We start from the raw sequence: 13,464 nt of genomic DNA on the forward strand, positions 1-13,464 counted from the left end.
GTGCCGGACAGCCCGGTGCCGACGATGATCACGTCGTACGGTTCGGAGGTTCCGGCGGTTCCGGTGGTCCCGGTGGTTCCGGCGGTTCCGGCGGGGTCGGCGGGTTTCACGGGCGACTCCAGTCTCGTGGTCGGGGTCCTGACATCGGGTGCGGGGGCGGTCGGCTGCGGGTGTGGGGGAGGCCGGGGCGGGCGGGGTTCAGCCGGCCGGGGTGAGGCCGGCCCGGCGGGCGGCCTCGGCGAGCACGTCCTCGTCGAGCCGCTCGCCGCGGGCGGCCACGTACGCGTCCGGCCGGACGAGGATCCAGCCGCCGGGCCGGCCGCCGAGCGCGGCCGCCAGCCGGGGGTCGTGGGGCAGCGGGGCGGGGTGGCCCGGGCCGTCCTCCGCCGCGGTGCGGACCGTGCGGACGGACAGCCAGTCCTTGTGCCGGTCGGCCAGGGCGGCGGCCGGTTCGCCGGTGTGCGTCGCGCCCGGGCCGGAGAAGACCAGCAGGGTCCAGTTGGGGTCGCGCAGTTCGGCGAGCAGGGCCTGCCAGCCGGGCGTCGCGGAGTGCCGCTCGTCGACCTGGGTGATCCGCTCGCCGGGCGCGGGCCCGGAGGGCGCGGCGGCGGACGGCACGGTCAGCGGGCTCCGGCCGTAGTGCAGGTTGAGGCCGGAGATGCCGCCCAGGAAGCCGCGCTGCACCCGGGCGCGCAGCGGGTGGACGGTGCGCAGGACCCCGAAGAGCAGCGGGAGCAGCCGGTCGGCGACCGGGTTCTTCAGCTGGATCATCCGGGTGGCCCGCTTGGTGGTGGCGAGCAGCGCGGCGCCCACCGGCACCCGCTCCGCGGTGTAGCTGTCCAGCAGGCCCTCCGCGGCCTGGCCGTGCACCACCATGGCGAGCTTCCAGGCCAGGTTGTAGGCCTCCTGGATGCCGGTGTTCATGCCCTGGCCGGAGGCCGGGCTGTGCACGTGGGCGGCGTCGCCGACCAGCAGGCAGCGCCCGACCCGCATCCGGTGGACCATGCGCTGCTGGAAGGTGAAGACCGAGACCCACCGGGGCGGGCCGACCCGGAACGGCACCCCGGTGCCGGCCGAGAGCATCCGGGTCAGCCGGTCGGCGACGGTCTGCGGGTCGGTGCTGCGGTCGCGCGGCGAGGTGTCCAGCATCCGCCAGCGGCCGGGCTCGGTGAGCGGCACCGCCATCAGGGTCACCCCGCCGGTGCGCACCCAGTAGATGCTGTCGGCGGGCAGCGCGGTCTCCACCCGGGCGTCGGCGAGCATCCAGGTCTCGGCGCTCTCGCCCTCCAGGGGGACGCCGAGCGTCTTGCGGACCAGGCTGTGGCCGCCGTCGCACCCCAGCAGCCACGGCGTGCCGATGTGCTCCCGGGCCCCGCCCGGCAGCTCCAGCCGGGCCCGGACGAAGCCGTCCTCCTGGACGAGTTCGGTCAGCCGGGTGCCCCACTCCACCTCCACCCCGAGCCGGGCCAGGGCGCCGCGCAGGACCCGCTCGGTGTCGGCCTGGTCGACGGCGAGGGTGAACGGGAAGCGGGTCGGGGTGGCCGAGTAGTCGGCGTCGAGCCGGGCCATCCGCCGGCCCCGCTGGTAGAGCGTGAAGGCGGTGATCCGGCGGCCGGCGGCCAGCATCTCGTCGACGATGCCCATGTGGTCGTAGACCTCGAGGGTGCGCGGGTGCGTGGCGATGGCGCGGCTGGTCGTGGGCGGTTCGTCGCGGGCGTCCACGATCCGCACGCGCAGCCCGCGGCGGGTCAGTTCATGGGCCGCCGCCAGGCCGACCGGTCCCGCGCCCACCACGAGCAGCGGGGCGTGCGGCCGGCTGGTCGGATCCGTCGTCATACGGCTCACCTCCTCGGCAACGTTCGCGTTCCGGCCGATGCTGGCGACGGCCGTTCGAGGGACGGACGAGGCCGGATGGGCGTCGGCCGGAGGGCGCGTGCCGACGGCCCTCCACCGCCGCTCGATCGCGGGTTGAACTCGGCCGTCCATCGTCCGGAAGCACAGATCCGACGGGGACTCGGGGCGGTTCGCACCGGACGCGGGTCACTGCCAAGAGGAGGTTGCCGGTGGACCGGCTCGTCGCGATTACCGGAATCGGCGTGGTGGCGCCGGGAGATCCAGGCACGAAGGCGTTCTGGGACCTCGTCGTCTCGGGGCGCACGGCGACCCGCACGATCACGGGGTTCGACCCGTCGCCGTACCGCTCCAGGATCGCCGCCCAGTGCGTCTTCGACCCGCTGCAGGCGGGCCTCGGGCTCCAGGAGGTCCGCCGACTGGACCGCGCCGCGCAGCTGGCCGTGGTCGGCACCCGCGAGGCGGTGGCCGACAGCGGGCTCGAACTGGGCCAGGAGCGGCCCGAGCGGATCGCGGTCTGCCTCGGCAGCGCCGTGGGCTGCACCATGAGCCTGGAGGCCGAGTACGCGGTGGTCAGCGACAGCGGCCGCCGCTGGGAGGTGGACCACGCGTACGCGCTGCCGCACCTGCCGGACTACTTCGTGCCCAGCTCGCTGGCGGCCGAGGTGGCCTGGACGGCCGGGGCGGAGGGGCCGGTCAACATGGTGTCGGCCGGCTGCACCTCGGGCCTGGACGCGGTCGGCTACGCCTGCGACCTGATCCGGGAGGGCAGCGCCGACGTGGTGATCACCGGCGGGACGGACGCCCCGATCTCGCCCATCACGGTGGCCTGCTTCGACGCGATCAAGGCGACCTCGACCTACAACGACGACCCCGAGCACGCGATGCGGCCGTTCGACCGCACCCGCAACGGCTTCGTGCTCGCCGAGGGCGCGGCCGTCCTGGTCCTGGAGGAGGCCGAGCGGGCCCGCCGGCGCGGTGCCCGGATCTACGCGCTGATCTCCGGCTTCGCCGCCCGCAGCAACGCCTACCACATGACCGGACTGCGGGCCGACGGGCGGGAGATGGCCTCGGCGATCGACGCGGCGCTGGCCGAGGCCCGGCTCGCCCCGGAGGCGATCGACTACGTCAACGCGCACGGCACCGGCACCCGGCAGAACGACCGGCACGAGACCAACGCGTTCAAGCGCGCCCTCGGCGACCACGCCTACCGGACGCCGGTCAGCTCGATCAAGTCGATGATCGGGCACTCGCTGGGCGCGATCGGCTCGATCGAGATCGCCGCCTGCGCGCTGGCGATCGAGCACCGGACCGTCCCGCCGACCGCCAACCTGACCGAGCCGGACCCGGAGTTGGACCTCGACTACGTCCCGCTGACCGCCCGCGAGCGCGAACTCGACGCCGTCCTCACCGTCGGCAGCGGCTTCGGCGGCTTCCAGAGCGCCATGGTGCTCACCCGGCCCGGGGCGGTGCGGGCATGAGCGAGCGAGGGAGGGACCCCGGGCCGGAGGCGGACGGCGAGCGGTCGGTCACGGGGCGCGCATCGGCGAGTGCACCCGCCGAGCACGGCGAGGCGGGCGCCCGCGCCGTCATCACCGGCCTCGGCATCGCCGCCCCCAACGGCCTGGGCACCGAGGAGTGTTGGCGCAGTACCCTGGCGGGCACCAGCGGGATCGGCCCGATCTCGCGGTTCGACGCCTCCGGCTACCCGGTCCGACTGGCCGGAGAGGTCACGGGCTTCGAGGTGGCCGCGCACGTGCCGAGCCGACTCGTCCCGCAGACCGACCGGATGACCCAACTCGCCCTGGCCGCCGCCGACTGGGCACTCGCGGACGCCGGGGTCGACCCACAGCGGTTCGACGACTTCGAGATGGGCGTGGTGACGGCCAACTCCTCGGGCGGATTCGAGTTCGGCCAGCGGGAGTTGGAACAGCTCTGGGCGAACGGCCCGCAGTACGTCAGCGCCTACCAGTCCTTCGCCTGGTTCTACGCCGTCAACACCGGCCAGCTGTCGATCCGGCACGGGATGTGCGGGCCGAGCGGGGTCACCGTCGCGGAGCAGGCCGGCGGCCTGGACGCGCTCGGCCAGGCCCGGCGGCAGCTCTCCAAGGGCATCCGCCTGGTGCTGACCGGCGGGATGGACGCCTCGCTCTGCCCGTGGGGCCTGGTCGCCCAGCTGCCCTCCGGCCTGCTCAGCGAACAGCCGGACCCGCAGCGGGCGTTCCTGCCCTTCGACACCGCGGCGAGCGGCCAGGTGCTGGGAGAGGGCGGCGCGATCCTGGTCATGGAGCCGGCGGCGGCCGCCCGCGAGCGCGGCGCCCCGCACCTCTACGGCGAGATCGCCGGCTACTGCGCCACCTTCGACCCGCGGCCGGGGTCGGGCCGGCCCTCCCGGCTCCTCGGGGCGATGCGCGGCGCGCTGGACGCGGCCGGGCTGACCGCCGACGAGGTCGACGTGGTGTTCGCCGACGCCTCCGGGGTGCCCGAGTCGGACCGGGCCGAGGCCGGGGCGATCACCGCGCTGTTCGGCCCGCGCGGGGTCCCGGTGACCGTACCGAAGACCATGTTCGGCCGGCTCAGCTCCGGCGGCGCGCCCGTCGACGTCGCGCTGGCGCTGCTGGCCCTGCGGGACGGGGTGATCCCGCCCTCCGTCAACATCACGGCGCCGGTCGAGGAGTACCGCCTGGACCTGGTCACCGAGGCCCGCCCGGCCCGGCTGCGCACCGCCCTGGTCGTGGCGCGCGGTGCCGGCGGCTTCAACACCGCCCTGGTGGTGCGGTCGATCTGACGAAACGTCAGCTGGACCGTCACCCGGAAGTCATGGCTCTGGAACTGCGACGAGAGGATTCACCACCGTGAGCGCGTTCACCATCGAGGACCTCAAGCGGATCATGCGCGACTGCGCCGGGGAGGAGGAGTCCGTCGACCTGGACGGCGAGATCCTGGACCTCCGCTTCGAGGAGCTCGGGTACGACTCCCTGGCCCTGATCGAGACCACCAGCCGGATCTCGCGCGAGTTCGGCGTACAGCTGCCCGAGGAGGAACTGGGGGAGATCGGTACCGTGCGCGAGCTGCTGGAGCTGATCAACCAGAGGCTGTCCGTGCGCTCCTGATCCGCACCCGGGCCGCACCGCGCCCGCATCCGCACCCGTACGGCGCCCCGGGGCCGGCGGCCGGCACCCGCCGAGCCGTCGGCCCCCCGTCGTGTCGCCGCCACGCCGCCGGCGCGCCGCCACGCCGTCGCGTGCGCACCCCTCCTATCCGGCAAGGGGGTCACCGTGCCGCCGGCCACTGGACCGGTCACCCCGCTCGCCGCCCGTGACCTGATGGTCCTCCTCCAAGCGGGCCTGCTGTTCGGGCTCGCCGTCCTGCTCGGGCGCCTCTCCACCGGCCGCCCCCGGGCCGGCGTGGACGAGCCGGCGCGGACGGGCCGGCACACACGCGCCGGGCCCGGCACCCCGTCGACAGGACGGGGGCCGGGCCCGGCGGTTTCGCTGCTCAGTCGACGTCGCGGCTGTTGGTGCCCTCCTGCCAGGAGGCGTCCACGCCCCAGGCGACGATCCGCTCCGGGGTGATCCGGATCAACTCCTCGGCGAGGTTCGGGTTGTGGGCCCGCCCGCCGGTGGCGAGCGCGGCGGCCCGGCCGCGGATCTCGATCCCGCGCGCCACCCACGGGTCCGTGCCGGCGATGTCGTCGACGACGAAGGACACCGCGGGCTGCTCGGCCACGTCCCGGTACTTGCGGCTGCGGCCGAGGTCGCGGCCGGTGATGTCGATGGTGCCGTCGTCGTTCAGCCGGAACCCGACCGGGACGTTGTGCGGGCGGCCGTCGGGGCCGACCGTGGCCAGCCGGCCGATGTGCCGGGACCGCAGGTAGACGGTCTCCTTCTCGGTGAACGGCATGGGTCTCCTCCTCCGTGGGCGGGTGGGTGCGGGCGGCTCAGAGCGTCGCGAGCAGGGCCGCGATGAGCGTGCGGGCCTGGACGTTGAGGTACCCGTCGTAGCGCAGCAGCGTCATCGCCTGGTGGACGCTGATCCAGACGAAGTCCGGGGGCACGTCCAGCGGGAAGTCCTCCGGCACCTCGACGATCCGGTAGCGCGAGCGGGCCTCGAAGAAGCGCCCGCCCTCCTCCGACAGCACGGTGTTGTAGCGCACCAGGCTCCCGGTGGTGGTCAACGCCTCGGCGAGGAAACGCGGTTGGCGCTCGGCGGGCAGGCCGGCGTAGTTGTCCGGGCAGCACTGCACGGTCGGCGCGATCTCCGCGACGTTGGCCAGGCCCGCCTCCACCCGGGCGTGCGCCAGCAGGTGCAGCACTCCCTCGATCGGTCGCACCAGGAAGGCGGTGACGCCCAGCCCGATCGGCTCGAACAGCGGCTGGGTCCAGCTGGCCACCTCGCGGTTGGCGGCGCTCACCGAGGCGGCGATCACCTGGAAGTAGCGCCCCTGCTCGTGCCGGATCCGGTCGGCGGTCCGCTGCCAGCTCTCGATCCGGTCCAACGGCCGGTAGCTCTGGGCCAGTTCGCTGGTCGCCCGGATCCGGGTGAGCCAGCTCAGCACGTCGGTCAGCGACTGGTACGCGCCCTGGTCCTCCACCCGGGGGCCGAGCGGGATGGACGACAGCACCGTGCGGGCGTCCATGTTGACCACGTCGTCGAAGCCCATCAGCCGGTGGATCTGACCGAGCGTCAGCCAGCGGAACTCCGGGGCCTCGGGCGGCTCCTCGTCGATCTCCACCACGATGTTCCGGTTGCGCTTGCGCAGGAACCACGCCCCCTGCTCGGACTGCAGCGAGTCCAGCAGCACCTTCCCGGCGGTGGGCGGCACGAAGTGCTCCAGGAACGTGATCGGCCGGCCCCGGTGCACCCCGGTGTAGTTGCTGCGGGTGGCCTGCACGGTGGGGGACAGCTGCACCGAGTTGATGTTCCCCGGTTCCATCTTGGCCTGCATCAGGAAGTGCAGGACGCCGTCGAACTCCTTGGCGACGAAGCCGAGGATGCCGATCTCCGGCTGGTTGATGATGGGCTGCATCCATCTGGCGGTGTCCGTGCGGATGTCGAGCCCCTGGATGGTGAAGAACCGCCCGCTCTCGTGTCCGAGGTCGCCGTTGGCGGCGTCGAAGCCCCAGCCGGCCAGGTCGGCGAACGGGATGCGGGTGACCTCGTGGCGGAAGATCCGCCGGTTCTCCTCCAGCCAGGCGAGGATCGCCCGGTTGGGCGTCACCGGGCTGTCGGTGACGGCCGCCGAGCGGGTGAAGCGGCGGATCAGCTCGGTGCGGTCGGCGACGTCGGAGCCGTGCCGCAGGCCGGTGGCGGTCAGCGAGGCGGGAGTCATCGCGCCACCCGCACCCGGGCCAGGTCGCCGACGATCAACTGCTGGCGGGCCGCGGCCGGTTCGGCGTGCAGTTCGGCCCGGCGGCCGATCAGCGAGCCGTCCAGCCCGCGTACCCCGCTGATCGTGGTGCCCTCCAGCACGATCGAGTTCTCGATGCCGGTGGCGTCCAGCGTGCAGCCCGGTCCGACCGAGGTGTACGGGCCGAGCCGGCTGTCCCGGACCACGGTGCCCGCGGCGACGGTGACCGGGCCGGTCAGCTGCGAGCGGACCACCTCGGCGCCCTCCGCCAGGACCACGTCGCCGGTGAGCACCGAATGCCGGTCGACGCTGCCGCGGACATCCCGCCGCAGGGTGTCCAGGACCGCGCGGTTGCAGTCCAGCAGCCCCTCGACGGTGCCGCTGTCGCGCCAGAACCCGGCGTACTCCAGGGCCCGGACGTCACCGCCCTCGGCGATCAACTCCCCGATGGCGTCGGTGATCTCCAGCTCGCCGCGGCGGCTGGGGCGCAGGTCGCGCACGGCCCGGTGGATCGCCGGGGTGAAGAAGTAGACCCCGATCAGCGCCAGGTCGCTCGGCGGCCGCTCGGGCTTCTCCACCACGGCGTCCACCCGGCCGTCCGCGCCGAGCGAGGCGACTCCGTAGTCGGACGGGTTCGCCACCTTGGTCACCAGCACCTGGGCGTCCGGTCTGGTCTCCCGGAACACCCCGGCGGCCTCGGCCACCCCCTCGGTCAGCAGGTTGTCGCCGAGGTACATCAGGAAGTCCTCGTCGCCGAGGAAGTCCGCCGCGATCGCGACGCAGTGCGCCAGGCCCAGCGGCCGCTCCTGGTGCAGGTAGGTGAGCCGCAGGCCCAGTGCGGAGCCGTCGCCGAACACGGCGGCGATCTGCTCGGCGTGCGGCCCGACGATGACGCCGACCTCCTCGATCCCGCAGTCGCGGATGTTCTCCAGGCAGTGTCCGAGCACGGGCTTGTTCCCCACCGGGACGAGCTGCTTCGGTATCGAGTACGTGAGCGGGCGCAGGCGGGTGCCTGTCCCTCCGGACAACAACAGAGCCCTCAAGGTGCCTTCTCCTCACCGCCGCGGCACCGGAGGCCGGGCAGGCTCCGGAGCGGTTCGCCCCGGCCGGATACGGAAAGCGTGGGTCCGTTGCGGTGCGCTCCCGGCGCGGGCCCGGCCCGCGCCGGGAGCACACACCAGTCCCAGGCGGGACGATGCTTGGGGCTCGCCTTCGAGGGGCGTTCAAGCCCGCCCCCGGGCAGCCCTCGCGCGGCGGTCGCCGGGTCCGGCTGGACGGGGCCTCCAGCGGGCGGCGGCAGGGTGGCCGTACGACACGGACCGGCCGTACCGCGGAGGCGACGATGGACCAGACCCGAACCGAGCCGCCCGTCCTGAGGATGGGCGTGCTCGGCTGCTCCGACATCGCATGGCGCCGGGCCCTGCCCGCGCTGGTCGCGGACCCCTCGGTGGAGCTGGTCGCGGTGGCCAGCCGGGACGAGGCCAAGGCCCGCCGCTTCGCCGGGCAGTTCGGCTGCGCGGCGGTCACCGGCTACCGCGCCCTGGTGGACCGCGCCGACGTCGACGCCCTCTACGTCCCGGTGCCCGCCGCGCTGCACGAGCCCTGGGCGGAGGCGGCGCTGAACGCCGGCAAGCACGTGCTCTGCGAGAAGCCGCTGACCGTCGACGCGGCGGCCACCCGCCGGCTGGTCGAACTCGCCGCCGCCCGCGGGCTGGTGCTGCTGGAGAACTTCATGTTCCAGTTCCACGCCCAGCACCGGGCCGTCCGGGACCTGATCGACCAGGGCGTGATCGGTGAACTGCGGGGCCTGCACGCGGTGTTCACCATCCCAGCGCTGCACCCCGACGACATCCGCCACCGGCCCGAACTCGGCGGCGGCTGCCTGCTCGACGTCGGCGGCTACCCGATCCGCACCGCCCAGCTCTTCCTGGGCCCGGAGCTGCGGGTGGCCGGCGCGGTGGCCGTCCGCGACCCCGGCTCCGGCGTGGACGTCGCCGGCGCCGCGCTGCTGGTCTCCGCCGACGGCGTCAGCGCCCAGCTGACGTACGGGATGGCACACGGCTACCGCTCGGCGTACGAGCTTTCCGGCAGCGAGGGGCGGATCGTCCTGGACCGGGCGTACACCCCGCCGGCGGACCACCGGCCGGTGCTCCGCGTGGAGACCAAGGGCGGCGCCGAGGAGGTCGTGCTGCCCGCCGACGACCAGTGGGCCAACCTGGTGCGGGCCTTCGCCGCGGCCGTGCGCGGAGAGCGGCACCTGGACCGGTACACCGAGTCGACGCTCCGGCACGCCGCTCTGACGGGGGAGATCCAGCGGGCCGCGGCCGCCGGCCCCCGGTGACTCCAACGGGCTTCGACCGACCGTCCGCACCATCGACCGCGAACGGGCCCCGCGAGGCGGGCGACCCGCGGCCGCGCCTACTGCCGGGAGGAACGAAGGTGAACGACCGCCGCGATCTACTGATCGAACAGGTCCGGGAGTACCACCGCGAGATCAGCGTGGAGCAGGAGTTCGTGCCGGGCGTCACCCCGCTGCTGCCGGCCGGTGCCGTGCTGGCGGAGGAGGACCGGGTGGCGCTGGTCGAGGCCGCCCTCGACCTGCGGATGACGTCCGGGGACATCTCGGTGCGCTTCGAGCGGAAGCTGGCCCGCCACCTCGGCCTGCGCAAGGCCCACATGGTCAACTCCGGCTCCTCGGCCAACCTGCTCGCCCTGTCGGCGCTCACCGCGCACGAACTCGGCGACCGCCGGCTGTGCCCCGGCGACGAGGTGATCACGGTGGCGGCGGGCTTCCCGACCACGGTGAACCCGATCATCCAGAACGGCCTGGTGCCGGTCTTCGTCGACATCGAACTGGGCACGTACAACACCACCCCGGAGCGGGTCGCGGCGGCGATCGGGCCGCACACCCGGGCCATCATGATCGCCCACCCGCTGGGAAACCCCTTCCAGGCCGAGGAGTTGGCCGACCTCGCGCGCGAGCACGGGCTGCACTTCGTCGAGGACAACTGCGACGCGCTGGGCTCCACCTACCGCGGCCGACTCACCGGCACCTTCGGCGACCTCAGCACGGTCAGCTTCTACCCGGCGCACCACATCACCACCGGCGAGGGCGGCTGCGTGCTGACCCGCAGCGTCAGCCTGGCCCGGCTGGTGGAGTCCTACCGGGACTGGGGCCGGGACTGCTGGTGCGCCCCCGGCAAGGACAACACCTGCCTGAAGCGCTTCGAGCACCAGCTGGGGACGCTGCCGCACGGCTACGACCACAAGTACATCTTCTCCCACATCGGGTACAACCTGAAGTCGACGGACCTCCAAGCGGCGCTGGGGGAAGCCCAGTTGACCAAGCTGGACGAGTTCGGCCGACTGCGGCGGCGCAACTGGGCCCGGCTGCGCGAGGCGCTGGACGGGCTGCCCGGCCTGCTGCTGCCGAGCCCCACCCCGGGCAGTGACCCGAGCTGGTTCGGCTTCGTCCTCACGGTGCTGCCGGACGCCCCGTACACCCGGGCCGAACTGGTCGCCTTCCTGGAGGCGCGGGCGATCGGCACCCGGCGGTTCTTCGCCGGCAACCTCACCCGCCAGCCGGCCTACACCCACGCCCGCTACCGGGTCGCCGGGACGCTGGAGAACAGCGACACCGTCACCGAGCACACCTTCTGGATCGGCGTCCACCCCCGGCTCACCCCGGAGATGGTGGACTACCTCGCCGACTCCGTACGGGAGTTCGTGACCTCCCGGCGCAGCCCGGTGCTGGCCGTCCCGGACGGCCCCGGGCAGGCGGGCGCCTGACGGCCGGGGCCCGGGGGCCGCAGACCAATGACCGTACCGATCGAGGAGCTGCTGTGCGTGTGATCGTGAATGCCCTGGTGCTCACCCATCTGATGCCGATGGTGCCGGTCGCCTGGGGGCTGCGGCTGGCCGGCCACGACGTGCTGGTGGTCGGCGACGCGGAGGTGGCCAGAGCGGCGGGCCGGGCCGGCCTGCCCAGCCGCCGGGTCGGCCCGGCGGACGGCGGCGCCGAGCGCTGGAGCCGTCCGCTGGTGGCCAAGTCCCCGTTCGCGGTGGCCGGTTCGGGCAGCAACCGGCCGACCGAGGAGCCCCCGTGGGCGCAGATGGGGCAGCGCTGGCTGGCCCGCCTGGACACCTACATCGACGAGTACCTGGAGCTGGCGCGGGTCTGGCAGCCGGACCTGATCATCACCGACCCGCTGGAGTGGGGCGGACTGGTGCTCGGCGGTGTGCTCGGCGTGCCGGTGGTGCTGCACCGCTGGGGCCTGGACAACATGAGCTCCTCGCTGCTGAAGCCCGGCAAGCAGGCGCTGCACGAGCTGTGCGTGCGGCTGGGCGCCCCGGACGGCCTGCCCGACCCGGTGCTGGTCCTGGACCCGTGCCCGCCCAGCGTCCAGTCCCCGAACGTGACCCCGGGCGAGCCGGTGCGCTTCGTGCCGTACAACGGGACGGCGCCGCTGCCGGACTGGGTGCTCGGCCCGCGCCCGGAGCGCCGGGTGTTCGTCAGCCTGGGCGCCTGGGGGACGGGCCGGCTGGCCGAACAGGGCAAGCTGGACTCGATCGTGGACAGCATCGCGGCCGCGGTCCACGAGGTCGACGAGGTCGAGGCGGTGCTGTTCCTGGAGGAGCGCTACCGCGAGACGCTCGGGCCGCTGCCCGGGACGGTCCGGGTCGCCGACCCGCTGCCGGTCAACCTCTGCCTCCCGTACGGCGACGCGATCATCCACCACGGCGGCTCCGGTACGGCGCTCACCGCGTTCTGCTACGGCGTGCCGCAGCTGGTGCTCGCCCAGGACGGGCCGCTGCTCGTGCCCAACGCCGAGCGGGTCGAGGCCAGCGGCGGCGGGCGGGGCATCGTGGACGAGCGCGAGCGCGACGACCCGGCGGCGATCGGCAAGGCCCTCGGCGAGATCCTCACCGAGGAGCGCTTCCGGGAGGGGGCCGACCGGATCCGCCGGGAGATGGCGGCCATGCCCTCGCCCGGCCTGCTGGGCGACCTGCTGGAGGGGATCGCGCTGGGCTGACCGGCTCCGACGGCCACGTGCAGCGCCGCCCGCCCCGGATCCGGGGCGGGCGGCGCAGGGGTGCGGTCGGCCGCTCAGGCCGACCACGACGGGGTCGAGAGGTACTCCAGCACCGCGGTGCCGAACTGCAGCCCTGGGCCCACCCCCGCCATCAGGTAGGTCTCGCCCGGCTTGATCAGTTGCTGCTCGATCAGCCGGTCGAAGCAGATGATCTGGTCGCCGGTGCCGACGTGGCCGAGGTCGCGGCCGAGCCGGTAGGTGGAGCGCTCCTCGGTGAAGCCGAACAGCGGGAGGAGCCGCTCGGCGACCACGGCTCGGCTGGCGTTGATGTGCCCGATCCAGGAGATCTCCGACAACGAGCCCAGCCCCGCGTCGGCCACCGTGCGGTCGTTCAGCTCCTGCTGCCCGTTGACCAGCAGGTCCTTCAACTCCTTGGCGAGCGGCGAGTGTTCGACGAAGTGGACGCTGCGGGCCCGCAGGTCCATGGTCTGGGCCGAGAGGTCCGTCGGCGGCCAGATCGGCACCCCGGAGCGGTGCAGTTCCTCCAGCTGCGGAACGGCCTGCACGCCCACCGACCGCAGCCGGGCGAACCCGGGCCGCTTGGACAGCAGCACGGCGACCGCGGCGTCCCCGAGGACCATCCCGTTCAGGTGCGACCAGCGGTCGACCAGGGGCCCGGAGAAGTTGTCCGAGCCCACCACCAGGACGGAGGCGTTCTCGGGCGCGGCCCGCAGCTGCCCGACGGCCAGCTGCATGGCGCTGAACAGGCCGGTGCAGTGGCCGCGCAGCTCGACCGCCGGCGCCGAGCCGCCGATGGTGTTCCGCTGGATGTACGAGGCCGGGCTCCAGCCGTTGGGGCCCTGGTGGAACCCGGTCGCGTAGAGGACGAAGGAGACGTCCGCCGGGTCCGCCCCGGAGCGGTCGAACGCGTGGCGCACGGCGTGCACCGCCATGTCCACCGGGGCCGTGTCCCCCGCTATGGGCACCTCGTCGATCTCGTTCGCGGCGAAGTCCTCGGCCGAGTAGACGCCCTCGTCGACCGCCGTGGCCGCGTTCTTCTTCTCCGGCAGGTAGATCCCGATTCCCTCGATGAAGACATCGCCAACCCGCATCTGGCCTCCTCCGCAGTGATCACTTGTCGGCATGCGCCGCCAGCCTCCCGGCGGCGGCTGGAGGGCCCGTCCAGCACTGCTGGAGGGCCGCCCGGCCGTGTCGACCGCCAAGGATGCC

General features: G+C 73.8%; 11 protein-coding genes. 6 read left to right on the forward strand and 5 right to left on the reverse strand.

Features of this window, described 5'->3' with window-relative positions:
- Window positions 1–198 precede the first annotated feature (198 nt).
- Window positions 199–1,836, reverse strand: a complete 1,638-nt coding sequence (locus ABTY56_RS22370; RefSeq protein ID WP_350630744.1) for an FAD-dependent oxidoreductase — start codon at window positions 1,834–1,836, stop codon at window positions 199–201.
- A 227-nt stretch (window positions 1,837–2,063) separates the two neighbouring features.
- Between ABTY56_RS22370 and ABTY56_RS22375 the strand changes: the two genes are divergently transcribed.
- From ABTY56_RS22375 to ABTY56_RS22385, 3 genes are all read left to right on the forward strand, one after another.
- Entirely contained in the window at window positions 2,064–3,332 is a 1,269-nt protein-coding gene (locus ABTY56_RS22375; RefSeq protein WP_350630745.1) for a beta-ketoacyl-[acyl-carrier-protein] synthase family protein, read from the forward strand.
- Complete coding sequence (locus ABTY56_RS22380; RefSeq protein WP_350630746.1) at window positions 3,329–4,639, forward strand: ketosynthase chain-length factor; 1,311 nt, start codon at window positions 3,329–3,331, stop codon at window positions 4,637–4,639. Before ABTY56_RS22375 ends, ABTY56_RS22380 begins: the two co-directional genes overlap by 4 nt.
- Before the next feature lie 103 nt (window positions 4,640–4,742).
- Window positions 4,743–4,964, forward strand: coding sequence for an acyl carrier protein (locus ABTY56_RS22385; protein WP_396552715.1), 222 nt, complete (start codon window positions 4,743–4,745; stop codon window positions 4,962–4,964).
- A gap of 385 nt (window positions 4,965–5,349) precedes the next feature.
- On the opposite strand, the gene ABTY56_RS22390 is transcribed toward ABTY56_RS22385, so the two are convergent.
- The 3 genes from ABTY56_RS22390 to ABTY56_RS22400 are packed head-to-tail and all read right to left on the reverse strand — an operon-like array spanning window position 5,350 to window position 8,244.
- Window positions 5,350–5,754 carry a PPOX class F420-dependent oxidoreductase gene (locus tag ABTY56_RS22390; protein WP_350630747.1) on the reverse strand — a complete coding sequence of 135 codons (405 nt, stop codon included), beginning with the start codon at window positions 5,752–5,754 and terminating at the stop codon, window positions 5,350–5,352.
- Between the two features lie 37 nt (window positions 5,755–5,791).
- Window positions 5,792–7,183 carry an NDP-hexose 2,3-dehydratase family protein gene (locus ABTY56_RS22395; protein WP_350630748.1) on the reverse strand — a complete coding sequence of 464 codons (1,392 nt, stop codon included), beginning with the start codon at window positions 7,181–7,183 and terminating at the stop codon, window positions 5,792–5,794.
- The gene (locus ABTY56_RS22400) at window positions 7,180–8,244 is read right to left on the reverse strand and encodes a glucose-1-phosphate thymidylyltransferase (protein ID WP_350630749.1); all 1,065 of its coding nucleotides are present in this window, start codon (window positions 8,242–8,244) and stop codon (window positions 7,180–7,182) included. The genes ABTY56_RS22395 and ABTY56_RS22400 overlap by 4 nt, the downstream gene beginning before the upstream one ends.
- 299 nt (window positions 8,245–8,543) lie before the next feature.
- Here ABTY56_RS22400 and ABTY56_RS22405 point away from each other — a divergent pair, with 299 nt between their 5' ends.
- The 3 genes from ABTY56_RS22405 (at window position 8,544) to ABTY56_RS22415 (ending at window position 12,234) form a co-directional block, all read left to right on the forward strand.
- The gene (locus ABTY56_RS22405) at window positions 8,544–9,542 is read left to right on the forward strand and encodes a Gfo/Idh/MocA family protein (protein ID WP_350630750.1); all 999 of its coding nucleotides are present in this window, start codon (window positions 8,544–8,546) and stop codon (window positions 9,540–9,542) included.
- A gap of 98 nt (window positions 9,543–9,640) precedes the next feature.
- The gene (gene rfbH / locus ABTY56_RS22410; protein WP_350630751.1) at window positions 9,641–10,990 is read left to right on the forward strand and encodes a lipopolysaccharide biosynthesis protein RfbH; all 1,350 of its coding nucleotides are present in this window, start codon (window positions 9,641–9,643) and stop codon (window positions 10,988–10,990) included.
- Window positions 10,991–11,043: 53 nt separating this feature from the next.
- Window positions 11,044–12,234, forward strand: a complete 1,191-nt coding sequence (locus tag ABTY56_RS22415) for a nucleotide disphospho-sugar-binding domain-containing protein (protein WP_350630752.1) — start codon at window positions 11,044–11,046, stop codon at window positions 12,232–12,234.
- A 74-nt stretch (window positions 12,235–12,308) separates the two neighbouring features.
- Here ABTY56_RS22415 and ABTY56_RS22420 read toward each other — a convergent pair whose 3' ends face one another.
- On the reverse strand, window positions 12,309–13,346 hold the full coding sequence (locus ABTY56_RS22420; RefSeq protein ID WP_350630753.1) for a ketoacyl-ACP synthase III family protein: 1,038 nt from the start codon (window positions 13,344–13,346) through the stop codon (window positions 12,309–12,311).
- Window positions 13,347–13,464 lie beyond the last annotated feature (118 nt).

This window comes from Kitasatospora sp. NPDC097691, assembly GCF_040302665.1.
Classification (GTDB): Bacteria; Actinomycetota; Actinomycetes; order Streptomycetales; family Streptomycetaceae; genus Kitasatospora.